Raw genomic sequence first — 15682 nt, forward strand, 5'->3', positions numbered from 1 at the left:
GGCGTGCCCCTGCTCGAACTCTCCGGCCTGGGCAAAAGCTTCGGGCGGCTGCGGGTGCTCGACGACATCTCGCTGAGCCTCGAAGCCGGCGAAGTGCACTGCCTGCTGGGCGAGAACGGCGCGGGCAAGTCCACCCTCTGCAACCTCATCTTCGGCGTGCATGCGCCCGACCGCGGCAGCATGCGGCTCGACGGCGCCGACTACCGCCCCGGCCGCCCCGCCGACGCGCTGGCCCAGGGCATCGCCATGGTTCACCAGCACTTCAGCCTGGTGCCCGACGTGAGCGTGGTCGACAACCTGCTGCTCGGCCAGTCGCGCGGCGTGCTGCGGCGCGCCGAATGCGCCGACCGCATGCGCGCGCTCGGCGAGCGCTACGGCATGCCGCTGGACCCCTACGCCCGCGTGGCCGACCTGTCGGTGGGCGAGCGGCAGCGGGTGGAAATCGTGAAGTGCCTGATGCGCGAGCCGCGCCTGCTGGTGCTCGACGAGCCCACCGCCGTGCTGCTGCCCGAGGAGATCCAGGCGCTGCTGCAGGTCTGCGAGCGGGTCGCCGCCCAGGGCTGCGGCGTGGCACTGGTGACCCACAAACTGGCCGAAATCCGGCAGGTGGCCCGGCGCGCCACCGTGCTGCGCGGCGGCCGCATCGTGGCGCGCTCGGACACCCCGGCCGACGACATCTCGCAGCTGGTGCGCGCGATGATCCAGCGCGACCTGGCCGACCCGTCGGACGTGGTGCCCGCCACGCCTGCACGCGCGGCCACGCCGGTCGGCCAGGCCGCGCCCGTGCCGGCCCTGATGGTCGACGGCCTGACCGTGCAAGACATCCAGGGCGTGACGCGGCTGGACAACTTCACCGTGCTGGTCGCGCCCGGCGAGATCGTCGGCGTGGCCGGTGTCGAGGGCAACGGCCAGGTCGAGCTGGCTGGCGTGCTGTCGGGCCTGGTGCCGGCCACGCAGGGGCGTTTCTTCGTCGGCGGCGACGAGCTGACGGGCCGGTCGCCGCGCGAGATCACTCAGTCCGGCGTCGGCATCGTGCCGGAAGACCGGCACGCCTCGGGCTGCGTCACGCCGATGAGCGTGGCCGAGAACATGCTGCTCAACCGGCTGGGCGACTACCGCCGCTGGGGCCTGCTCGACCGCGCCGCCCTGCGCCGCGACGCGCAGCAACTGATGCAGACCTACGACGTGCGCGCCGCCGGGCCGGACGCCGCCTTCGGCGGGCTCTCCGGCGGCAACCAGCAGAAGGCCGTGCTGGCGCGCGAACTCACCACCGCCGGCCTGCGCTTCCTGATGGCCGCGCAGCCCACGCGCGGGCTGGACGTGGGCGCGGTCGAAGCCGTCTACGGCCACATCGTCGGCGCCTGCAGCCGGGGCGTGGGCGTGCTGCTGATCTCCTCGGAACTCGACGAACTGCTGCAGGTCGCCGACCGCATCGTGGTGCTCTACCGCGGCCGGATCATGGGCGAATGCGAGGCCCATCCCTCGCAGCGTGAACGCATAGGCGCCTGGATGGCGGGACAAGGCACGGCAACGGCATGAGCCATGGCATGAACAAGGGCATACCCCGGGCGAGACCGCTCGACTTCCTGCAGGGCCGCCGCGCGGTGCTGCTGTCACTCGCTGCCGTCATCGCCGCGCTGCTGCTCGGCCTGGTGCTGGTGGCGGTCATCGGCGTGTCGATTCCCGACGCGGTGGCCGCCTTCGCCGAAGGCGCCTGGGGCTCGCCCTACGCGCTGGCCGCCTCCATCAACCGCAGCCTGGTGTTCGCCCTGGTCGGCCTGGGCTTCGTGCTGGCCAACCGGGCCAACCTCACCAACGTGGGCGGCGAAGGACAGATCGCCGTCGGCGCCATCGCCGCCACCGCCGTCTGCCTGCATCCCGGCATCGCCGCGCTGCCCGCCGGCCTGGGTTTCGTGCTGCCGATGCTGGCCGCCTGCGTCTGCGGCGGCCTGTGGGGCGCCATCGTCGGGCTGCTCAAGGTGAAGGTCGGCACCAACGAGGTCATCAGCAGCCTGATGCTGTCCTTCATCGGCATCTGGCTGCTCTACGCCAGCGTGCAGAGCGAGGCGCTGCTGCGTCAGCCGATGACCTCGTCGAGCACCCTGCCGGAGTCGCTGGAGATTCCCGATGCCACCAAGCTGCCGCTGCTGACCGGCGATGCGGCGATGCCGCTGCACATCGGTCTGCCGCTGGCGGCGCTGCTGGCCGTGGCGGTCGCGGTGGTGCTGCACCGCACCGTCTTCGGTTTGCGGCTGCGCGCGGTGGGACTGAACCCGCTGGCCTCGCGCAAGGCGGGCATCGCCATCGCGCCGGCCGTCGTCGGCGTGTTCTTCGCCGCCGGTGCCTTGGGCGGGCTGGCCGGCTCGATGATGCTGCAGGGCGAGCAGTACACGCTCAAGGCCGGCTTCTCGTCGGGCTACGGCTTCGACGGCCTGGTGGTGGGCCTGCTGGCGCGCGGTTCGGTCACCGGCGTCATCGCCGGGGCGCTGCTGTTCGGCTTCATCCGGTCCGGAGGCATCAACATGGAAATGATGGCGAGCGTGCCCAGTTCACTGGTGCTGGTGATTCAGGGCGTGATCATCGTGGCGCTGGCCGGATCGGCGCGCTGGATGGACCGCCCGCAAGGAGGCGCGCGATGAGCGATGCGGCCACCGGCGCCATGGCCGCCGTCTTCGCCGGATCCACCCTGCGCCTGGCGGTGCCGCTGATGCTCGGCGCCACAGGCGAGCTGGTGAGCGAGCGGGCCGGCGTGCTCAACATGAGCGTGGAGGGAATGATGCTCACCGGCGCCTTCGCCGGCGCGGTCGGTGCGGTCTACACCGGCAGCCCTGCGCTCGGCCTGCTGATCGGCGTGCTGGCCGTGCTGCCGGTGGCGCTGCTGCAGGCCTTTCTCAGCATCACGCTGCGGGCCAACCAGGTGGTGACCGGCATCGGCATCAACATCCTGGTGCTGGGCGCTACCACCCTGGCCTACCGCGAGATCTTCGGCGGCCGCTCGCGCGCGGAGGTGCCGGGCTTCGACAAATGGCAGCCGCCGTTGCTCTCGCAGATACCGGTCATCGGCGACGCGGTTTTCACCCAGGTCTGGCTGGTCTGGCTGGCGCTGGCGCTGGTCGCGCTGGTGGGCTGGACCCTGCGCTACACCGCGCTCGGGCTGGCGCTGCATTCGGCGGGCTCGGAGCCCAAGGCGGTCGACAAGTCGGGGCTGTCGGTCACCGCGGTGCGTTATGGCGCGGTGCTGTTCACCGGCGTGCTGTCGGCCATCGGTGGGTGCTTCCTGTCGATCGGCGACATCCACACCTTCACCGAAGGCATGACCAGCGGCGCCGGCTACCTGGCCATCGCGGCGGTGATCTTCGGCAACTGGAAGGTGGGGCGGATGTTGCTAGCCTGCCTGCTGTTCGGCGCGGCGACCGCGCTGCAGTTTCAGCTGCCGGCGCTGGGGATCGAGGTGCCGAACGCGATCCTGATCATGCTGCCTTATCTGATGGCGCTGGCGGCTGTCAGCGGCGTGGTCGGCCGGCAGAGTGCGCCGGCTTATTTGACGCAGCCGTATGTGCGGTGATGATGGCCATGGCGCTAACGGGGCGGTCTCAACGCCAGCTTGATCGAGTTGCTGGCCGGGCGGCTGTTCTTCTTGTCTTCTACTGATCGTAGGGTGGAGCTGGGGGCTTGCTCTTGGCTGAGCCGGCCTGTCTTTTCTCTTGGCAGAGGGTGGAGCTGGGGCGTTGCTCTTTGCCGAGCGGGCTGGTCTTTTTTTTTCTTCTACTGGTCGTAGGGTGGAGCTGGGGGCTTGCGCGCCCCCAGACCCGCGGTAACTTTCTTTTGTTGGGACAAAAGAAAGTCACCAAAGAAAAGCCCTTGAAGACGAGCTCGAGGCTCGGTCGGGCCATAGCTTCGCTCGGCCTGGGGAATGTGCCTTCGAACGCTCTAGCGGCAACAGTTTGGACAAGGGTCGATCCAGAGCCATGGCCCCTGCTTCGCAGGGTCGGGGCTGAGAGGATAAGAACAGGCGACCGCACTGGCGGAGCGCGCAGGCGCCATGCGATGCGCCCTGGCGGAATGCTGAGCGCAACGATCGAACATCGACCCGAAGCAGCGCTTGAACGGGCCGGCCATCACGACGTGACCTGGACCACGGTGCGCAGCGCGCGTGGCGATCGAATCAGCGCGGCCCCCTCACCGTGCTCAGTGCGGTCGCCTGTCCTTACCCTCTCAGCCCCGACCCTGCGAAGCAGGGGCCCAGGCACTGGATCGACCCTTGTCCAAACTGTTGCCGCTAGAGCGTTCGAAGGCACATTCCCCAGGCCGAGCGAAGCAATGGCCCGACCGAGCTTCGAGCTCGTCTTCAAGGCAACTTTCTTTGGTGACTTTCTTTTTTGCCAGAAAAGAAAGTTACCGCGGGTCTGGGGGCGCGCAAGCCCCCAGCTCCACCCTTTGCCAAGAGAAGAAAAGAAAAAAGACAAGCCGGCTCAGCCAAGAGCAAGCCCCAGCCCCATCCCATAAACCGAATCGGGCTTTTCACTTGGCCGCCCCCCCCCAATGCCGCCAGCCGGACCGAAATAGCCTGCAGCGGCGATAAAACCGCTGCCGTAATGACCAAGCACGAGAAGGCGGATGCCGTGGTCCCAGCGCCCGGCAGCGCGACGACCATGCAGAAAACTTCCTCCCATCGATATACGGTTTCCGTCGTTTGCACACGGCCCGTGCTCCCTCACCATGGCCGGCCAACGCAACCTGGCAAAACCATGACAAAACCCCTGAAAGTCGTCGCTGTCTCCGGCAGCCTGCAACGCCCTTCCCGCACCCTGGCGCTGGTGGAACATCTGGTCGACCTTATCGGCGAGGCCGTCCCTATCCAGACCCGCCTGATCGAACTCGGCGTGGTCGGCCCCCGCCTGGCCGGCGCACTGGCGCGCGCCCAGCTGCCGGCCGATGTCGAAGCCGAGATCGCCGCCGTGGAATCGGCCGACCTGCTCGTGGTAGCCAGCCCCGTCTATCGCGCCACCTACTCAGGCCTGTTCAAGCATTTCTTCGACTTCGTACACCACGAAGCGCTGATCGACGTGCCCGTGCTGCTGGCAGCCACCGGCGGCAGCGAGCGGCATGCGCTGGTCATCGACCACCAGCTGCGCCCGCTGTTCAGCTTCTTCCAGGCGCGCACGCTGCCGGTCGGCGTCTATGCCACCGACCGCGATTTCACCGACTACCGCCTGAGCAACGAAGCCCTGCTCGCACGCGCCGCCCTGGCCGTGCAGCGCTCGCTGCCGCTGCTGAAGCTGCGCTCTACCGTCGCCGCCGACGCGGAACTGGTGGCCTGACGGCACGCATGGAAAAGAAGGCCCGGCACCAGAAGTGCCGGGCCTTCGAGCGCGGGCTGAAAACTCAGGCGCCGCGCAGCTCCGCCGAGCGGTCCCACAGATTGGGCAGCAGGGTATTGGAGTAGCCCGACACGAAGGGCTTGCCGCCACCCGACTCCAGATAGGTATGCCGCCGCACCGCGCCGATGTTGGCGCCGTAGACGTGAATGCTGATCGACACCCGGTCGTCGTACAGATTTCGCACCCGGTGCACGTCACCCACAGTGGGCGATACCGGCTCGACGTCGCCCGGCTGCAGGCGCAGGGCAGGGCCGTCGGGCACCCAGCGGCCGTCGCGCTGCACGTACCCCTGGCTTTCTTCCGCGCCGCGCAGCATGCCGATCAGGCCCCATACGGTGTGGTCGTGGATCGGCGTGGCCTGGCTCGGGCCCCAGACGAAGCTCACCACCGAGAAGCGCTCGGCCGAATCGGCGTGCAGCAGAAACTGCTGGTATCGCGTGGGGTCCGGCTGCGCGAAAGCTTCGGGCAGCCAGTCGTCGCGCGACACCAGCCGGCGCAGCAGCGCCCCGCCCTGGGTGATGACGCGGGCTTCGTCCGGATGCTCGTCGAGCAGGCGCGCGAACGCGGTGACGAAGTCGCGCAGGGGCGCGATGGCGGGCGCGGCCGCGATGGATGGCGCGATGGACGGAGCAATGGCAGCTTCAGACATGGGCTTCGATTTCCTGTGGAGCCCGTGCGGCTGAACGGCGCGGCGCGGGCAGGTCGAGCCCCAGATGTTGCCGCAAGGTCGTGCCCTCGTACTCGGTGCGGGCATGGCCCCAGGCCTGCAGCAGCGGCACGACCTCGGCATTGAACTCGTCGAGCCCGCCGGGAAAGTAGGCCGGCATGATGTTGAAGCCGTCGGCCGCGCCCTGCTCCACCCAGCGCACCATGTGGCGGGCGATCTGCTCGGCGGTGCCGACGACGATCTGGTGACCGCGTGCGCTGGCCACCAGGTGGTAGAGCTCGCGCAGGGTGAGGCCCTGCTCGCGGGCCGAGCGCAGCAGCAGGTCGCGCCGGCTGTGGGCGCCGGGCACCGGCGGCAGCTCGGGCAGCGGGCCGTCGAGCGGCAAGCCGGTGACGTCGCTGTCGAGCTGCTCCGACAGAATCGCCAGCGCGTTCGACTGGTCGGTGAACGCCTGCAGCTCGGCCAGCTTGGCGCGCGCCTGCTTTTCGGTGCGGCCGACGATGGGCATCAGCCCCGGCATCACCAGGCACTGGTCGGCACGCCGGCCCTCGGCGCGCACCTGTGCCTTCAGGCCGGTGTAGAACGCCTGCGCGGCCGACAGGTCCTGCTGGGCGGTGAACACCACCTCCGCATGGCGCGCGGCCAGGGCTTGCCCGGGGCCGGACGAGCCCGCCTGGATCAGCACCGGCCGGCCCTGGGGGCTGGGCGTCACGTTCAGCGGCCCGGCCACGTCGTAGAAGCGGCCCTTGTGGTGCAGCGCATGCATCTTGGCGGTGTCGATGTAGACGCCGGCCTGCTTGTCGCGCACGTAGGGATCCGGATCCCACGACCGCCAGAGTCCCTCGACCACCTGCACGAATTCTTCCGCGATCTCGTAGCGCAGTGCATGGTCCGGGTGGCGGTCGCGGCTGAAGTTGATCGAGCCGTCGGCGAAGGTGGTGACGATGTTCCAGGCGGCCCGGCCGCGCGAGATGAGGTCGACCGAAGCCAGCGTGCGCGCCAGGTTGAACGGCTCGCTGTAGGTGGTCGATGCCGTGCCCGCCAGGCCGATGCGGTTGGTGACCATGGCCAGCGCCGACAGCACGGTCATCGGGTCGGGCCGGGTGATCATCGACGGATGCGAATCGGGCGTGGTGAGCAGCCGGTCGCCCAGAAAAACCATGTCGAACTTCGCGCGTTCGGCGGCCTGGGCGGCACGCACGATGAGGTCGATGTTCTCGGTGCCGGATTCGGCTTGCGGATGTCGCCAGCCGCCCGCGTGGTGGCCGGCGGCCAGCAGGAAGAGTCCCAATTTCATCGCGTGTTTCCCCTGCCCGATCAGTCCGGGCGGACCTTGCTGGAAGCGATGAGACGGGCGGCCAGGTCGTGCACGCCACGGATCTGCTCGGCGGCCTGCTTCGGGCTCAGCGCCTGGGCCACCACCTGCACGTCGGCCAAGGCCTTCACCGTGTCGGGCTCGCGCAGGATGTCGGCGACCGTGGTCTGCAGCCGGGTCAGTACCGCTGGCGGCAAATGGCTCGATGCGACGATGAAGAAGGAGCCAGCCAGCCCGTCTTCCCAGTTCTTCACACCGGCCTGCGCGATGGACGGCACCCCCGCCAGGTCGGCCGGTGCGGTCGGGCCGCCGAAGAAGGCCAGTGCCCGCAGCTTGCCGCTGCGCACGAACTGGTTGCCCAGCGGGTCGAACACCACGTCGACATGGCCGGCCACCACGTCGGCCACCGCCTGCGCGCTGCCGCGATAGGGCACGTGGCGAATGTCCACGCCGGTGAGCTGCTTGAAGTACTCGCCCGCCAGATGCCCCGGCGTGCCGTTGCCCGAGGTGCCGTAGGACAGCTTGCCCGGGTGGGCGCGGGCATAGTCGATCAGCTCCTGCAGGGTTCGCACCGGCAGCTGCGGGTTGACCGCGATAGCCGTGCGCGCGCCGCCCACGTAGGCGATGGGCGTGAGGTCGGCAAAGGGATCGAAGCGCACCGGCACCAGTTGCGGCGCGATCGCCAGGTTGCCGATGGAGGCGTTGAGCAAGGTGTAGCCGTCGGCCGGTGCCGAGGCCACGAAGCCCGCGCCGATGGTGCCGCCGGCACCGGGCTTGTAGTCGACCACCACGGGCTGGTGCAGCTTCTCGGACAGCCGCTTGCTGACGATGCGCGCCACGTTGTCGTTGGTGCCGCCCGGCGGGTAAGGCACGACGAGGTTGATCGGCCTGGAGGGGAAGACGTCGGGCTGGGCATATACGGCAGTGGCGTTGCCGGCGGCGATGACGACGGAGAAGACGGCGACGAGGGTCTGGAGACGGCGAATCATGGGGAAATCCGAAGAAGGCAATGCACGCATTCTTCGAGCCGGCCCGGCCACCGCCAAGGAAGGATTTCGTATTTGCTTGGAAGGAAGAATTCGGTGGCGTCTTCCGGTCAGTGCACGAATCCACCCTTGACGAAGCGCACCGGCTCGGCGTCCATGCGGGCGATGAGCGCGCCCAGGCCGTCGGCTGACGCGGGCCGGTCCGATGGCTTGGCGGTCTCGGTGCGGCAGAGCAGGTCGTCGTCCGACCAGGCCCCCTTGCCGGGCTCGCCGCGCGCCCGCAGCCAGCCGTCGCGGTCGGCGATGAGCTGCGTGCCGGCAAGCGCCTGTGGCGCGGCGCCGGCGACCAGCGCCAGGGCCTGCCAGGCGCCGGGGGCGTCGGCCACGCAGTCGACACCTTCGTCGGAAGCGGCCGGCGCGGCTCGCACCAGCACGGTGGTCAGGCGCGGATCTTCCAACGGTACCGCACCGCCGCCGTCGGCCACGATGCGCAGCCGCTGGTGGCGCTGACGCCAGTCCGACACCGCACGCGCCGGCCGGCCGGTGCAGCGCACCTCGAAGTCCGGCACCGCCACCGGGCGCTCCCACCGACCGGCGCGGCGCAGGCTCTGGCCGGCCGCCTGGGCGCGCAGGTAGTCCATCACCGCCCAGGTGTCGGCATCGCTCAGGCGATCGGCGAAGCCGGCCATGGTCTGCCGGCCGTGGCGGTCACGCAGGCCCTCGCGGATGCGCCAGAAGACATCGCCATCGGCGCGCCGCCACAGCAGCGGCCCGGCAAGGTCGGGCGGCCATACCGGCTGCGCCTCGGCCAACGGCCCCTGTCCTCGCCCATCGGCGCCGTGGCAGGCCACGCACTGCTGCGCATAGAGGCGCCCGCCCTGCTCCACCGACAGCGCGGAAAAGCCGGTCGGCGAGCGATGAAAACTCGTCGGATAGGCCGACACCAGCACCACGCTGGCCTGCGGCCAGGGCGCGAACAGCAGCGCCGCCGCCGCGACGAGCGCGGTGCCACCGGCCGAGCGCCGGTGCCGCCGCCACAGCAGGAGCGAAGCGGCCAGCAACAGCACGGCCGCCAGCGCCAGCAGCCCCAGCGATACCGCGAGCTGCCTCGCCTGGCCGAGGTCGATCAGCAGGTTCTCGCCCGACACCCGATGCGCCCAGGGCCAGGCCGGCTGGCCATGGCTGTCGCCCACCAGACCGGTTTTGTGCAGCAGCGACAGCAGCCCGAGCTGGCACGCCTGCAGCAAGGCCAGCAGCGTGTTGAGCCATTCGGACGCGGGAAGATTGCCCATTCAATCGCGCGCCGCCGTGCCCGCGCCGCGGACCGCCGGGCTACCAGCTCGCATCGAGACCCAGATGGCGCAGGGCCTCGTGGCGCAGTGCGGTCAATGCCGGGTCGCCGCGATGACGCGGATACGGCAGGTCGACCTTCAGCTCGGCCTGGATGCGCGCCGGCCGGTCGCTGAACACGACCACCCGCTGCGCCAGGAACAGCGCCTCTTCCACGTCGTGCGTCACCAGCAGCGCCGAGAAACCCTCACGCCGCCACAACGCCACCAGCTCGCTCTGCATCTGCAGGCGGGTCAGCGAATCGAGCTTGCCCAAGGGTTCGTCGAGCACCAGCAGCTGGGGGTCGTTCACCAGCGCACGCGCCAGCGCCACGCGCTGGGCCATGCCGCCGGAGAGCTGGTGCGGAAAAGCCTTGGCGAACTCGGTCAGGCCGACGAGCTTCAGGGCGTCGTCCACCCGCTGCTTCCGGGCGCCCTTGAGCAATCCGCGCGCCTGCGGCCCCAGGGCCACGTTGTCCCAGACGGTGCGCCAGGGGTAGAGCGTGGGATCCTGGAACACCACGATGCGCGACGGGTCGGGGCGGGTGATGGCCTCACCGTCCTGGGCGATGTGGCCGGCGGTGGCCGGCTCCAGTCCTGCCACCAGGCGCAGCAATGTCGACTTGCCGCAGCCGCTGGGGCCGAGCAGCGCGACGAATTCGCCGGGCTGCACCTGCAGGTCGACGCCGTCGAGCACCTGCAGCACGCCGGTCGGCACCTTGAACCAGTGGCTGACGTTCTGGATGTCGATGTGCGCGCCGCGCGCGGCGGTGTTCGTTCGGGCGGTATCGGGGGAGGCGGTAGCGCTGATCACCATTTCACGGTTCCTTTCTGCCAGGACAAGACCCGGTCGCGCACGGTGAACAGCAGCGTGATGAGGCCCGAGCAGAGCACGGCCATCACCAGCAGTGCCGCATACATGTTGGCGTAGGCCGCCCAGCCTTGCGCCCACTGCAGGTACCAGCCGAGCCCGGCCTTCACGCCCATCATCTCGGCGGTGACCAGCGTGGAGAACGACGCGCCCAGGCCCATGAACAGACCCACGAAGACCTGCGGCAGCGCCGCCGGAATGGCGACCCGCAGCACCAGGAACCATTCCGACGCACCCACGGTGCGGGCCACGTCGTAATAGGCCTTGTTGACCGAGGCCACGCCCGACCAGGTGAGCACCGCCAGCGGGAAGAAGGTGGCCAGTGCAATGAGGAACACCGCGGCCGCGTAGCTCGACGGAGCGAAGAAGAACGCCAGCGGCAGCAGGGCCGATGCCGGCACCGGCCCGAGGAAGCGCAGCACCGGGTGGACCCAGTAGCCGGCGATGCGCGACCAGCCGATCCAGACGCCGGTGATGAAGCCCGTGGCTGCGCCGAGGGCGAAGCCGGTGGCCAGCAGGCGGGCGGAGTGGGCGGTCGACAGGCCCAGTCGGCTCCAGTCTTCGGTGAAGACTTCGATCAGGCTTTGGGGCGGAGCGAAGAACGGTGGCGGCAGTAGGCCCAGCTTGGCGGTGGCTGTCTCCCACGCTGCCAGCAGTAGCGGTGCGGCTATGAGCCATTGGCCTGCCGGTCTGAGGCGGGCGCGTATGGGGCCTGCTCTTGTTCCCGACAGCGCGATGGTGAGGATCAGCATGGCGGCTGTTGCGGCTGCTATTGCGAATTCCGTGGTGAATGCCCAGTCGCTGAAGCCTACCTGCTGGTTGGGCCAGAAGTAGGTCAGGGCTGCCAGAGCCAGCCAGGCGGCCGAGGCTACGAGGCCTGTTGGCCATGGGCCTTCCAAGGTTGGTTCTGTCAGGGTTTGGGGGGCTGGTGCGGGCCTTGGTGGTCGGGTCGCGGGTGGGGGCTGGCGGTGGGCCAGGGTTTGGTTGAATGGTGTGCTCATGAGGGCTACCTGATGGGATCAGATCGAGTGGGAAAGGGCTTTGCCTGGCTTGCTGGCTTGCTCTTGCTCTTGCTCTTGCTCTTGCTCATTGCTGAGCTGGCTTTTTTCTTCCATTGAATTGGGGAGGAAGCTGGGGGCCTGCTTGTTGCATGGCCGGCTGCCTTTTCTTCTTTTCTTCTACTGTTCGTAGGGTGGAGCTGGGGGCTTGCGCGCCCCCAGACCCGCGGTAACTTTCTTTTGTTGGGACAAAAGAAAGTCACCAAAGAAAAACCCTTGAAGACGAGCTCGAGGCTCGGTCGGGCCATTGCTTCGCTCGGCCTGGGGAATGTGCCTTCGAACGCTCTAGCGGCAACAGTTTGGACAAGGGTCGATCCAGTGCCTCTGCCCCTGCTTCGCAGGGTCGGGGCTGAGAGGGTAAGGACAGGCGACCGCACTGAGCACGGTGAGGCGGCCGCGCTGATTCGATCGCCATGTTCGCTGCGCACCGTGGTCCGGGTCACGCCGTGATGGACCGCCCGTTCGTGCGCTCCTGCGGGTCGATGTTCGAGTGCCACGCTCAGCATTCCGCCAGGGCACATCGCATGGCCCCTGCGCGCTCCGCCAGTGCGGTCGCCTGTTCTTATCCTCTCAGCCCCGACCCTGCGAAGCAGGGGCCCAGGCACTGGATCGACCCTTGTCCAAACTGTTGCCGCTAGAGCGTTCGAAGGCACATTCCCCAGGCCGAGCGAAGCAATGGCCCGACCGAGCCTCGAGCTCGTCTTCAAGGCAACTTTCTTTGGTGACTTTCTTTTTTGCCAGAAGAGAAAGTTACCGCGGGTCTGGGGGCGCGCAAGCCCCCAGCTCCACCCTACGACCCGTAGAAGAAAAGAAAAAAGACCAGCCCGCTCTGCAAGAGCAACGCCCCAGCTCCACCCTCGGCAGAGAGAAGAAAAGAAGAACGCAGCACGTCCCAAAACCACCCCGCCGTCAGGCCAGAACATCAGCCGTGACGTGCCTGGCAAACCGAGCAGGATTGGTACTCGGCTTCAGCACCCCGACAGACTGAAAGTCCCGCGCATAAAACTCCACCTCGGCCAGCAAGTCACTACCGGTAGGGTGATGCCGATGCGTCAACGTCCCCAACAGCGCCCGCAAATCCTCCACAGAAACCTTGGGCGAATACTTGGCAAAAAGCTTGGCCGATTCATTGGGGTTGTCGGCCACGTAGTCAGAGGCCTGCAGGATCGACCGCACCAACGCCGCGGTACTCGGCTTGTCATTGCGTACAAGCTCACCGCGCGCACCAACGATGCAGCAAACCTTGTCCTGGTACTCACCAGACAAATTGCTCGCGATCTGCTGATACCGCGCAGGCTTGCGCTTCTCGATGAGATAGATATTGGGATCCCCATCCGCGATCGCCTGGATCTCCCCCTTGTCGACCGCGATGTCCAGCAGATCCGCCGGGTACTGGCGCCAGGTCACCTCCCGCTCCGCATCGATCCCGTTCTTCTTGAGCAGGATCGAGAAAAAATTCTTCCCCGGACTGGCGATGTCCGACACCCCGATCACCTTCCCCTTGAGCGACTGCAGCGAGGTCACCCCCGCTGCCTTCACCCCCACCAGCCGCACGCAGCCACCGTGCGAGGCCCCGACGATCTTCACGTCGAAGCCCGACTCCAGCGGCTTCAACCAGCGATGCACCATGCCCACCGCCGCATCCGCCTTGCCGGTGGCCAGCGACTCCAGCAGCTGGTCGGTGGAGCCGGTGTAGTTGATCAACTCCACGCTCAGCCCGTTCTTCTCGAAATAGCCCAGCTCCTGCGCCACGACCACCGGCGACAGGCAGAAAGCCGTGGCGTTCCAGGCGAACGTGAGCTTGCGCGGTTGCGAAAAGGCGCGCGTGGCCGCCAGGCCGGTGCCGGCCGCCAGAGCGACGGCACCGCCCGCGCGCAGCAAGCGGCGCCGCGTGGGGTCGGAAGTGGAAACGACGGGTGCGATGTCGGACATGAAAGAAGCTCCCTCCCGGTGTGCGGGATGTTGGTTGGTGTTCTGCGTGATTCAGTGGACGGGCCGCAAAAGCCTCACGCCAGAACGTCTGGCTCGGCCTCGACCAGACCCTGGTACAGCGACTCGAAGGCGAATCGCGCACCGCCCGGCCGGCCGACCTGCGCATGGGTCAGCTCGGCCGTCGCGGGGTCGATCGGCACCGGCGTGCCGGCGGCTTCGGCCAGCAGCTGCACCCGGCAGGCGTTGTCCATGGCGATGTACCACCAGGCCGCCGCCTCCACCGACGGGCCGGCGGTAAGGATGCCGTGGTTCTTCAAAATCACCGCCTTGCGCTGGCCCAACGCCTTGGCGATACGGAAGCCCTCGTCGGTCTCCAGCACCACGCCGCTGAAGTCGTCGAACAGGCCGTGGTCCTGGTAGAAGGCGCAGCTGTCCTGGGTCAGCGGGTCGAGCCGCCGGCCGAGCGCCGACCAGGCCTTGCCGTAGGTCGAATGCGTGTGCGCGGCGGCGACCATGTCGGGCCGCGCTTCGTGCAGCGCGGCGTGGATCGCGAAGGCGGCGCGGTTCAGCGGGCGGTCGCCCACCACGATCTCGCCGCGGCTGTTGACCAGCAGCAGATCGGACACCCGGATGCGCGAGAAATGCAGGCCGAAGGGGTTCACCCAGAAGTGGTCGTGCAACTCCGGGTCGCGCGCGGTGATGTGGCCGGCCAGGCCCTGGTCGAAGCCGTAGCGCGAGAACAGCCGAAAGGCGACCGCCAGGCGCTGCTTGCGGTATTGGCGCTCGGCCTCGGGGTCGGTGCGCTCGGCGGGCTCGTCGAACCAGTCGCGGCGCTGCGGCTGGCGGTGGCGCACCCGCTCGATGCTGGCGGGGTAGGTGACGGTGTCAGAACGCGGTTCGAGTACGGCCGACATGCTCAGGCTGCCTTTCGGTGTGCGACACGTTGCGCATCGCGCTGCGCCACCAGGGCGCGGGTGATCGGCAGCAGTTCGCGGCCGTAATCGGTGGCGTCTTCCAGCGGGTCGAAACCACGGATCAGGAAGGTGGTCACGCCCAGGTCGTAGTAGTCGAGAAAGGCCTCGGCCACCTGCTGCGGCGTGCCGACCAGCGCGGTGGTGTTGGAGCGGCCGCCGGTTTCCTGCGCGATCGCGGTCCACAGGCGCTTGTCGACGCGGGTGCCTTTTTCGGCGGCAGCGAGCAGGCGGCGCGCGCCCACGCTCTGCTGCGGCCCGCCCTTGGAGAAGCCCTGCACCACGCGCAGGCGGCGGGTCTCTTCGAGGATGCGTTCGGCGCGCGCCCAGGCGGCGTCTTCGGTGGCGGCCAGGATGGGACGGAAAGACACCGAGAAGCGCACTTCGCGGCCGTGGGCGGCGGCCTCGGCGCGCACGCGTGAGGTGAGCTCGCGCACCTGGTCGAGCGACTCGCCCCATAGCGCGTACACATCGGCATGGCGGCCTGCCACCGGCAGGGCGGCGTCGGAGGCACCGCCGAAGTAGACCGGCACGTGCGGCCGGCCGGCGGCGTCGCGCTGGCGGGGTTTCACCTCGGAGAAACCGGCGTCGAAACGGTAGTGATCGCCGTGGTGGTCGAAAGGCGCGTCGGAGGTCCAGAGCCGGCGCAGGATGCCCAGGTATTCGTCGGTGCGGGCATAGCGCTGGTCGTGGTCGAGGTAGTCGCCGTCGCGGCGCTGCTCGGAGTCCGATCCGCCGGAGATGTAGTGCACCGCGAGCCGGCCGCCGCTGTACTGGTCGAGCGTGGCGAACTGCCGGGCGGCGAGCGTGGGCGCCACGAAGCCGGGGCGGTGGGCCAGCATGAAGCCGATGCGTTCGGTGGCGGCTGCGGCATGCGACACGGTCAGCGCGGCGTCCGGACCGGTGGAATGGTGCGGCACCAGGATGCGATCGAAGCCGGCCTGCTCGTGGGCCTGGGCGAAACGCCGTACGTAGTCCGGGTCGACGACCGGGCCTTGCGGCAGATGGATCTCCGAGGTCTTCTGGCTCTGAATCATGCCGATGAATTCGATGGACATGCGTCGCTCCTGTTCGATGCGTTGGGCGGGCGGTCGAGGCGACTCGACCCGGTTCGGCTGGCGAAGTTACGCCTGCCCTCTGCGCCGTCCAAATGAAATAAATGCGCATCGATAT

General features: G+C 68.5%; 13 protein-coding genes. 4 read left to right on the forward strand and 9 right to left on the reverse strand.

Going from position 1 to position 15682, the window contains the following annotated elements:
- Positions 1–3 precede the first annotated feature (3 nt).
- The 4 genes from R9X41_RS16775 (at position 4) to msuE (ending at position 5321) form a co-directional block, all read left to right on the forward strand.
- Complete coding sequence (locus R9X41_RS16775) at positions 4–1539, forward strand: ABC transporter ATP-binding protein (protein ID WP_318631580.1); 1536 nt, start codon at positions 4–6, stop codon at positions 1537–1539.
- 8 nt (positions 1540–1547) lie between these two features.
- Positions 1548–2639, forward strand: a complete 1092-nt coding sequence (locus R9X41_RS16780) for an ABC transporter permease (protein WP_318631581.1) — start codon at positions 1548–1550, stop codon at positions 2637–2639.
- Positions 2636–3565, forward strand: a complete 930-nt coding sequence (locus tag R9X41_RS16785) for an ABC transporter permease (protein WP_318631582.1) — start codon at positions 2636–2638, stop codon at positions 3563–3565. The genes R9X41_RS16780 and R9X41_RS16785 overlap by 4 nt, the downstream gene beginning before the upstream one ends.
- Positions 3566–4748: 1183 nt before the next feature.
- On the forward strand, positions 4749–5321 hold the full coding sequence (gene msuE / locus R9X41_RS16790) for an FMN reductase (protein ID WP_318631583.1): 573 nt from the start codon (positions 4749–4751) through the stop codon (positions 5319–5321).
- 64 nt (positions 5322–5385) lie between these two features.
- Here msuE and R9X41_RS16795 read toward each other — a convergent pair whose 3' ends face one another.
- From R9X41_RS16795 to R9X41_RS16835, 9 genes are all read right to left on the reverse strand, one after another.
- Complete coding sequence (locus R9X41_RS16795) at positions 5386–6030, reverse strand: cysteine dioxygenase family protein (protein WP_318631584.1); 645 nt, start codon at positions 6028–6030, stop codon at positions 5386–5388.
- Positions 6023–7345 carry an LLM class flavin-dependent oxidoreductase gene (locus R9X41_RS16800; protein ID WP_318631585.1) on the reverse strand — a complete coding sequence of 441 codons (1323 nt, stop codon included), beginning with the start codon at positions 7343–7345 and terminating at the stop codon, positions 6023–6025. The genes R9X41_RS16795 and R9X41_RS16800 overlap by 8 nt, the downstream gene beginning before the upstream one ends.
- 20 nt (positions 7346–7365) lie before the next feature.
- Positions 7366–8352 carry a Bug family tripartite tricarboxylate transporter substrate binding protein gene (locus R9X41_RS16805; RefSeq protein WP_318631586.1) on the reverse strand — a complete coding sequence of 329 codons (987 nt, stop codon included), beginning with the start codon at positions 8350–8352 and terminating at the stop codon, positions 7366–7368.
- Positions 8353–8459: 107 nt separating this feature from the next.
- Positions 8460–9641: a c-type cytochrome gene (locus R9X41_RS16810; protein ID WP_318631587.1), complete on the reverse strand. Its 1182-nt coding sequence runs from the start codon at positions 9639–9641 to the stop codon at positions 8460–8462.
- 40 nt (positions 9642–9681) lie between these two features.
- Entirely contained in the window at positions 9682–10494 is an 813-nt protein-coding gene (locus tag R9X41_RS16815) for an ABC transporter ATP-binding protein (RefSeq protein ID WP_318631588.1), read from the reverse strand.
- Complete coding sequence (locus R9X41_RS16820; RefSeq protein ID WP_318631589.1) at positions 10488–11549, reverse strand: ABC transporter permease; 1062 nt, start codon at positions 11547–11549, stop codon at positions 10488–10490. Before R9X41_RS16820 ends, R9X41_RS16815 begins: the two co-directional genes overlap by 7 nt.
- Before the next feature lie 966 nt (positions 11550–12515).
- Complete coding sequence (locus R9X41_RS16825; RefSeq protein WP_318631590.1) at positions 12516–13538, reverse strand: ABC transporter substrate-binding protein; 1023 nt, start codon at positions 13536–13538, stop codon at positions 12516–12518.
- A gap of 74 nt (positions 13539–13612) precedes the next feature.
- Complete coding sequence (locus R9X41_RS16830) at positions 13613–14452, reverse strand: class II aldolase/adducin family protein (RefSeq protein ID WP_318631591.1); 840 nt, start codon at positions 14450–14452, stop codon at positions 13613–13615.
- A 2-nt stretch (positions 14453–14454) separates the two neighbouring features.
- Positions 14455–15567, reverse strand: a complete 1113-nt coding sequence (locus R9X41_RS16835; RefSeq protein WP_318631592.1) for an LLM class flavin-dependent oxidoreductase — start codon at positions 15565–15567, stop codon at positions 14455–14457.
- Positions 15568–15682 lie beyond the last annotated feature (115 nt).

The sequence above is a fragment of the Xylophilus sp. GOD-11R genome (genome assembly GCF_033546935.1).
In the GTDB taxonomy this organism is placed as follows: Bacteria; Pseudomonadota; Gammaproteobacteria; order Burkholderiales; family Burkholderiaceae_C; genus Xylophilus.